General features: G+C 61.5%; 7 protein-coding genes and 2 pseudogenes. 2 read left to right on the top strand and 7 right to left on the bottom strand.

The features are described 5' to 3' along the window. From AC1ECN_RS38375 to AC1ECN_RS38360, 4 genes and pseudogenes are all read right to left on the bottom strand, one after another. On the bottom strand, positions 1 to 227 hold a 227-nt coding region (locus tag AC1ECN_RS38375), incomplete at its 3' end, for an SDR family NAD(P)-dependent oxidoreductase (protein WP_477956026.1). 119 nt (positions 228 to 346) lie between these two features. Further along, positions 347 to 973 carry a hypothetical protein gene (locus AC1ECN_RS38370; RefSeq protein ID WP_024319944.1) on the bottom strand — a complete coding sequence of 209 codons (627 nt, stop codon included), beginning with the start codon at positions 971 to 973 and terminating at the stop codon, positions 347 to 349. Positions 974 to 1281: 308 nt separating this feature from the next. Beyond that, positions 1282 to 1371, bottom strand: a pseudogene (locus tag AC1ECN_RS38365) (VOC family protein); the annotation flags it as partial. Continuing rightward, positions 1362 to 1658, bottom strand: a complete 297-nt coding sequence (locus tag AC1ECN_RS38360; RefSeq protein WP_130674073.1) for a hypothetical protein — start codon at positions 1656 to 1658, stop codon at positions 1362 to 1364. The pseudogene AC1ECN_RS38365 and the gene AC1ECN_RS38360, both read right to left, overlap by 10 nt. Before the next feature lie 195 nt (positions 1659 to 1853). Between AC1ECN_RS38360 and AC1ECN_RS38355 the strand changes: the two genes are divergently transcribed. Further along, positions 1854 to 2774, top strand: a complete 921-nt coding sequence (locus AC1ECN_RS38355) for an ArdC family protein (protein WP_130674072.1) — start codon at positions 1854 to 1856, stop codon at positions 2772 to 2774. A 62-nt stretch (positions 2775 to 2836) separates the two neighbouring features. On the opposite strand, the gene AC1ECN_RS38350 is transcribed toward AC1ECN_RS38355, so the two are convergent. The 3 genes and pseudogenes from AC1ECN_RS38350 to AC1ECN_RS38340 all read right to left on the bottom strand — a co-directional run bounded on the left by AC1ECN_RS38350 (position 2837) and on the right by AC1ECN_RS38340 (position 3710). Continuing rightward, entirely contained in the window at positions 2837 to 3082 is a 246-nt protein-coding gene (locus AC1ECN_RS38350) for a WGR domain-containing protein (RefSeq protein WP_165586490.1), read from the bottom strand. A gap of 105 nt (positions 3083 to 3187) precedes the next feature. Next, a pseudogene (locus AC1ECN_RS38345) lies at positions 3188 to 3281 on the bottom strand (type IV secretory system conjugative DNA transfer family protein); the annotation flags it as partial. Between the two features lie 96 nt (positions 3282 to 3377). Beyond that, positions 3378 to 3710 carry a mobilization protein gene (locus AC1ECN_RS38340; protein WP_130674070.1) on the bottom strand — a complete coding sequence of 111 codons (333 nt, stop codon included), beginning with the start codon at positions 3708 to 3710 and terminating at the stop codon, positions 3378 to 3380. 236 nt (positions 3711 to 3946) lie between these two features. On the opposite strand from AC1ECN_RS38340, the gene traA reads away from it, so the two are divergent. Next, the coding region (gene traA, locus AC1ECN_RS38335) for a Ti-type conjugative transfer relaxase TraA (protein ID WP_477956023.1) at positions 3947 to 6850 on the top strand (2904 nt) is incomplete at its 3' end.

The raw sequence follows: 6850 nt of genomic DNA, 5'->3' as shown, positions 1-6850 counted from the left end.
ATATGGGCCTTGTTGGGAATGTCCAGTTCAACAGTGAGGACTTTTCGTCCCGTGCCCTCGAGTTCGGCAACCAGACCCGCCGACGCCGCAACATTGCGGACCCCCAAAACAATATCGGAGCCTGCTCTGGCACAGGCAAGTGCGCAAGCTCGACCGATGCCACGGCTCGCTCCCGTCACCAAAGTCACCTTGCCCTCAAGGCTGAAGTCCGGCGCATTCTTCTGCATCATGATACCTCCCTCGATGAAGCTCATTTATGGCAGCGTCGGCGTGCGGATGCCAGATGTTCTGCCCAAGCTGAGGAGCGTCCCCTTGATCAATGGCCGATCCCCAACGTGGGACGCTCTTACCGGAGCAGCCCATCGCGGCGAAACTCTTCCCACCCGGAGAGGTCGACGGAGGCATCGTTGGGGCCTGACGATGATGCAATCTTGCTGCCGCCACTCTTCAGCGACCGCGTTAGCTTCGCCTTGTAGGCGGCCCGTCGCCGATTCTCCGCAGCCGCTGCAGCATCCTCTTCACGCCAGTCTTCGACAACGCCCCGATCGAGCAGGTGTTCGACCATGCGCGGGTCGAAGACGTGGAAGGTAATCTTTCGCGCGCGACCGCGCAGTTTCACTGTGCGCGTCCCTGCACTTGGCAGGCGGCCGTCCTTGAGCCAGCGATGACGCTCGGTCGTCGTGATCGAAAGTATGTCCTGGATTTCGCGCGGGATCACCGGGAGGGTTTGGATGTTCTCCAGCGCCTCGGCGACAACGGCCGACGCGGCATGGAATTCGGCTTTCGAACCGGCCGGCATCGCCAAAGCAAGTTCACCTGCATCGATGTCGAGCGACTTCTTCGTCGCCGATGGAAGCCGCGTGCGAATTTCGAGGAGTATGCCTTTAGCGCGGACTGTCGATCCCAGCGTAGCCGCTGTTGGCAGCGCCCACGTCTTCAGCAGCTCGACATCGTTCTTTTCTTCCTTCGGCATCATTGAGTTAGATGGCAGGCGATCCTGCCTCTTCAACAGGAACGAGTCGGGACAAGCGTCGGGGGATGAAGACTGCGTGGCGCCGAACGCTTCATCCGAAGTCATGGCAATAAAAAAGGCCGGGGCGAAATCGCACCGACCTTTCAAACATCGCTCTTCACACCAGTGCCAGTACATCCGTGGTCAAAAGTAGCCGAGCAATTTCGGCAGTCGCGAACACTCCCTTGGAGCGCTCACCAGCAACGCCGATGACCGTGATATAGTGGACCACTACGTTCCTTTCAAGGCTTCGGGCGACGGATGCTCTTCGCGATTTGGTGACTTGCGATGACGGTCGGCTTGAGGAAGCGGGAGAGTTCGAGCCGGCTGTGGCCATCCGGTGCGCGCATCAAAAATACAGCTCTGGTTCAGGCATCTTCGCGATTGGGAATCCGCAACGTCCTGATCTGATCCGCGAGAACGAGGAACGCCCCGCCACCGTCTGATCGGACATCGACTCCGCGCATCTCGCCATGTCGTCGATACTAGCTCGGCCGATTGAACCAGCGGGGCTTGCGCCATCGATAATCTGGTCGATAAGCGGCGTCGTCTGGCGCGGCCGGGCAGCTAGGCGATCTTCGCTGCGGTTCATCGGCGATGCGAGCGACGGGATGCCGCCTCGCGGATCTGCCACGTCTGCCTCCATCAGAACCTCCCCCTGTAGATTGCGGCCACCGCGTCCTGCTCCGGCTTTGGGTCCTGCCAGGCTCGCGCCGCCGGCAACGGCTTTGCCGTCCTCCACTTCGTTGCGGCCCTGCGGGTGCAGGCGCCGCTTGCCGCCCGGCTTTCGGACCGCCGTAGCAGGTCGCGATGGCCGCGACCTCGAAACGGAGGTTCCAACATGAGCAGGCAGCAATCCAATCAACGATCCGATATCTATAGCCGCATCACCAACACGATCATCGCCGATCTTAAACAGGGCGTGCGGCCATGGACCAGACCCTGGACGACGGGACATGCGGCAAGTGAGGTCGGCCGGCCACTGCGCCACAACGGCCAACCCTATTCCGGCATCAACGTCCTGCTCCTCTGGTCCGAAGCCATCGCCCGCGGCTTTGCCTCATCACGCTGGATGACGTTTCGCCAGGCAATCGAACTTGGCGGTGCCGTCCGCAAGGGCGAAACCGGCACGACCATAGTCTTTGCCAGTTCGTTCAGCCGCACCGAGACGACCGAGACAGGCACCGAGATCGAACAGGATATTCCATTCCTCAAAGCCTACACGGTGTTCAACACCGATCAGATCGCCGGTCTTAACGGCCGCTTTGACGACGTCGCATCTGGTGAGGATCCGATGAGCCGCATCGGCAATGCCGGCCGCTTCTTTGCCAATACCGGCGCGCTGATCCGGCACGGAGGATCGGCTGCCTATTATGCCGCTCAGCGTGATTACATCCAGATGCCATGCCTGGATGCCTTCCGGGACGATGCGTCTTTCGTCGCGATCCTCAGCCACGAGATGACGCATTGGACCGGGGCAGCGCGACGGCTGGATCGCGATCTCAGCCGCTACGCAAAAGACCGGAGCGACCGCGCCCGCGAGGAGCTGATTGCCGAACTCGGCAGCGCGTTTCTCTGCGCCGATCTCGGCATCGTCCCCGAGCTCGAACCGCGCCCCGATCATGCAAGCTATCTCGATAGCTGGCTGAAGGTTCTCCACCACGACAAGCGCGCCATCTTCTCGGCGGCGGCACATGCGCAGCGGGCCGTCGATTACCTGCATTCCTTGCAGCCGGAGCTCGATGAGGAGGAGGCGGCGTGAGCCGTCTCTCCTTCACTCAACCGTCTCTTCCTTCGCTCAGGCATGAGAGACGCGGATGCCGATCACTGCAGCGGAAGGTAGCCTCGCGACCGCTTCCTGCGCAAAAGGGTGAGCAGGAGATCGACGGCTTTTGTCTCGCTGTCGAAGACATGGATCTTCTGCTGCCCGCGACTGCCGATGCGTCCCCAGCTGCGCACCAGCGATGTCGAGCCGAAGAGGTTCGGCTCGATCGACAGCGCATAAAAGCGAGCCATGTTCTTCGATGGATCGATGCGTTCGATGTAGAGACGATAGGGCTGAACTGTCATGTCTGCAGAATCGCAAGGAGCAGTTGCTCCCGTCCAACGACATTTGTGAATCGGTCAGGCCCGATCGATTCATCGGGGTGATGTGAACCGCCTGGCTCATCTCACTGCGATCTTCGCACTCTCGCCTTTCGGGTCAAATGCAGATGATCGAGCGATCGGCGGTCAGAAGGTTCGGGTGAATGGTGCCGACACCGTTGCCGCACCCATGACGAATGACTTTGCGTACCGAACCGGAAACGTGACGAGGGCGACGATTGCCCAGGCCGGATCGCAGGCGCCCTGCGCATCATGTTGATCAGGGCGCCTTTGACGAGACCAAACCAGATCCTCGGTCGACCTCGTGGTGAACGATAAATCCGCCTGGCGGCTGTGTTGCCAGCAAGTCGATGAACAATTGCTTGTCGGCGTCGCGGATCAGGAATTTTGGCAGTTCCCGTCTCAGCCACTCGGCAATCCCGCCTGCAAACTGCACATCGCGATCATTCTCCAACCGATGCAGCACCAAGGCGCCAATCAGCACCTTGCGGCGCGTGTCGATGGCGCGTTCCTGCTTGCTGAGCCGGATCTGCAATGTCTTGCGCTGCGCCTCCAGCTGGGCGAGCCGTTCGCCGATGGTTTTGCGTGCCACGATGATCTTCTCCCTTGTTCCCATTGAGCCATTGGCCGCGGCAATGAACGGATGATCGCAGCTGCCGGCGTGCCTCGATTGAGGTTACCGGGTGAACGGCTTACGAGGTCATCGGGAGATTGCCGCGTGCTCCCACCAGTGCCCGAAGGCGCGAAGCGACGAAGGCACAAGGGCGCACTTACGAGTTGYTGGCGCAACTCCAGTAGCGAAGGCCGGCAGAKGYGCGAAGGCAAGCGATGGCGATTTATCACTTCAGCATGAAGCCGATCGCCCGCAGCGGCGGGCGCAGTGCTGTCGCCTCGGCCGCCTATCGCGCCGCTGAGCGCCTCACCAACGAGCGCGATGGGCTGACCCATGATTTTAGCAACAGGACAGGGGTCGAGCATGCCGAGATCGTCTTGCCGGCTGGGTCTTCCGCTTATTGGGCGATGAAGCGATCGGCCTTGTGGAATGCTGCCGAGCGTGTCGAGAAGCGCAGCGATGCCCGGATTGCCCGGGAATTCGAAATTGCGCTGCCGCACGAGTTGACGCCGGATCAACGACTGGCGCTGACGCGTGCCTTTGCCGAAGATCTCGCCAACCGCTATGGCGCTGCCGTCGACTTCGCCATCCATCGGCCAGGTGGGGCAAGCGATATCCGCAACAGCCATGCGCATCTGATGATGACGACGCGTGAGGTGACGGAAACCGGCCTTGGCGACAAGACTTTGCTCGAGCGGGAAAACAGATGGCTTCTCGCCAACCACCTGCCGCCATCGCAACTGCAGCTGAAGGACCTACGCCAGGCGTGGGAGCATCTTGCCAATCGGCATCTGGCGATGGCGGGTCACGATATCCGCATCGATCATCGCTCGCACCTGGAAGCGGGCCTGACCATTGCGCCGACCGAACATGTCGGTGTCCATGCCACTCAGATCGATCGCCAGGGCGGGGTGGTCTCGCGCATCCGCATCGACCGACAATCGGCCGATCGCAATGCCGACACCATTCGCCGCCGGCCCGAAGAGATATTGCGGCTCTTGACGAACGAAAAGAGCGTCTTCAACCGCTATGACATCGCCAGGGCCCTGCATCGCTATATCAACGACGATCCGCAGACCTTCCAGAATGCTTTTGCCGCGGTCATGGCGTCGAAAGCTCTCGTCGAGTTGAGGCCCGAAAGCACGGGCCTTCGGGGTCGCGATGGCGAGGCACGCTATTCGACGGTCGAGATGGTGGCGATCGAGGGCGCGATGGCAACATCCGCTGGTGCGATGAAGACGCGTCAAAACCACGGTGTCTTCAAGCAGCATGTCGATGCGGCCATCGCCGATCAGGACAGATCGATCCAGGCGGTGAGTGCGCAAGCGGGGCAGGGGCTATCGGCTGAACAGCGCCAGGCGATCGAGCATGTCACAGGGCCAGGTCAGATCGCCGTGGTGATCGGCTTTGCCGGCGCCGGCAAGAGCACGATGCTGGCAGCTGCCCGCCAGGCCTGGGAAGCGCAGGGCTATCGCGTTCATGGCGCGGCATTGGCCGGCAAGGCCGCGGAAGGCCTGGAGCAATCGTCCGGGATAACGAGCCGCACATTGGCATCGTGGGAATACAGCTGGCAAGCCGATCGCAGTCGGCTGAATGCTCGCGATGTCTTCGTCATCGACGAGGGTGGCATGGTCGGCAGTCGTCAGCTCGCCCGCTTCGTCGACGAGGTCAGACGGGCCGGCGCCAAGCTCGTGCTGGTCGGCGATCATGAACAGCTTCAGGCGATCGGAGCGGGCGCACCGTTCCGGGCAATCGCGGAGGCCGTCGGTCATGCGCAACTGTCTGAGGTCCGCCGGCAGAAAGCGGATTGGCAGAAGCAGGCCTCGATCGACTTTGCCTCGCATCGGACTGCAGCCGGGCTCGCTTCCTACGAGGCTCATGGCAACATTCAACTGAAAGCGAACCGCGCTGAAACGCTGAAGGCGATCATTGCCGATTACGTCGCTGACCGATCGGCACATCCCGACGACACGCGCATTGCGATGGCCCATCGACGGATAGATGTGGCTGCGATCAATGCCGGCATTCGCGCTCAGTTGCAGGACAGCGGTGAGTTGGCAAAGGGCAACAACCCGTCTGGTGATAAAGGTGAGGAACTCACCTACCAGACCAACAATGGGAAGCGATCCTTTGCGCGCGGCGACCGCATCGTCTTCCTGGAGAACGATCGCGATCTCGCCGTCAAGAACGGCATGCTGGGCGAGGTGATCGCCGTCGCGCCGGACGCAATACAGGTTCGGCTTGACGGCAAGGCGCAGACGCAAGATGGGCAGCGCCAGGTGACCGTACCGGTCAATCGTTACCAAGCCTTTGATCACGGCTACGCCACGACGATCCACAAGACGCAAGGGTCCACGGTCGACCGGAGTTTTGTTCTGGCTTCGACGACGATGGACCGGCATCTGACCTATGTGGCGATGACCCGTCATCGTGAAGAGGTGCAGCTCTATGCCGGGCTCGATGCGTTCAAGACGGAGCGCGCCCTGACAGAGACACTGAGCCGCTCAGGCGTGAAGGAGACGACGCTCGACTATACCCATGACTTTGCCAATCGGCGCGGCATGGAGGATCGCCAGGGGCAGGGCGAGAGTGATGTCGCATCTCAGGGAATCAGCAAAGGGGTACAGCCCATCCCGGACACCGCAGTTCCGAAGCCAATGCAGAAACCGCAGCCGCTCACAGCCCGCACCATCGCCGATGGCGGCTCTCCGCACCAGGATCGCAGCGACGATGAACGTGGCGATGAACGCCCGGTGCTCATTGCGGCCGTGAAGACCTATGCGATGAGCGTCGAAGCGGTTGGGCGGTCAAAGGCAATCGTGGCATTCGACCGAGATTGGGAGGCGGCAAAGCAGCTTGCACCGCAGCTGTTCAACGACGCGCCAGCGGCAATGGAAGCCTTGCGCGGCCGCATCCTGAACGAGAACTGGGATCCGGTCGCGCTCGCCAACCAACTCAGCGCTTCGCCGAAGACGTTCGGTGCGCTCGCCGGCAAGACCGGCCTGTTCGGAGACAACGCCGAACGCAAACACGCGCTTTCAAGGATCGATGCGCTGGCCTCGCATGTTCGCCAATCCGCCAAGACCTGGCAGCGTCGCCTTGCGGCCGAATGCGGCTCG

It is taken from the genome of Rhizobium sp. 01N447_2 (assembly GCF_056399245.1).
This window is presented reverse-complemented; position numbering and strand designations above follow the sequence as displayed.